This is a genomic window from Geobacillus sp. ZGt-1 (assembly GCF_001026865.1).
GTDB lineage: Bacteria > Bacillota > Bacilli > Bacillales > Anoxybacillaceae > Geobacillus > Geobacillus thermoleovorans.
In genome coordinates, this window is the sequence record NZ_LDPD01000013.1 from 128,601 (window position 1) to 128,936 (window position 336).

Annotated in this window: 1 pseudogene; it reads left to right on the top strand. The window is 55.1% G+C overall.

The features are described 5' to 3' along the window. Positions 1 to 336: pseudogene (locus tag VU18_RS19280) on the top strand (ABC transporter permease); the annotation flags it as partial.

The following is a 336-nucleotide window of genomic DNA, read 5'->3' on the forward strand; positions in this document are numbered from 1 at the left end:
CCGCTCGTGCTCACCGTCCTGTACGGCGTCATCATCGCACTGCTGTTGGAAACGAAAAAGGTCAGTTTTTTCGCTATTTTGCTTGTGTGGATCCTGACCGGACCGATGACGACGGAGCTGTTCATCGATCTGTCCAAAACTGTTCATGCCCGCGACTGGGCGTCGCTGCTGTTTATCGGAAAACACGCGATTCAACGAGCGTATGATTCCTACATCGGGTTTGAGGTCGACCGCGGCGGGGAATGGAAATGGGCCGCGTGGTTTCTTTCCCTTGTCGGGTTGGCGTTGTTGTCGTCGATCCGCTTTACGCAGACGAGAAAGGAGCGAAACGCCGTC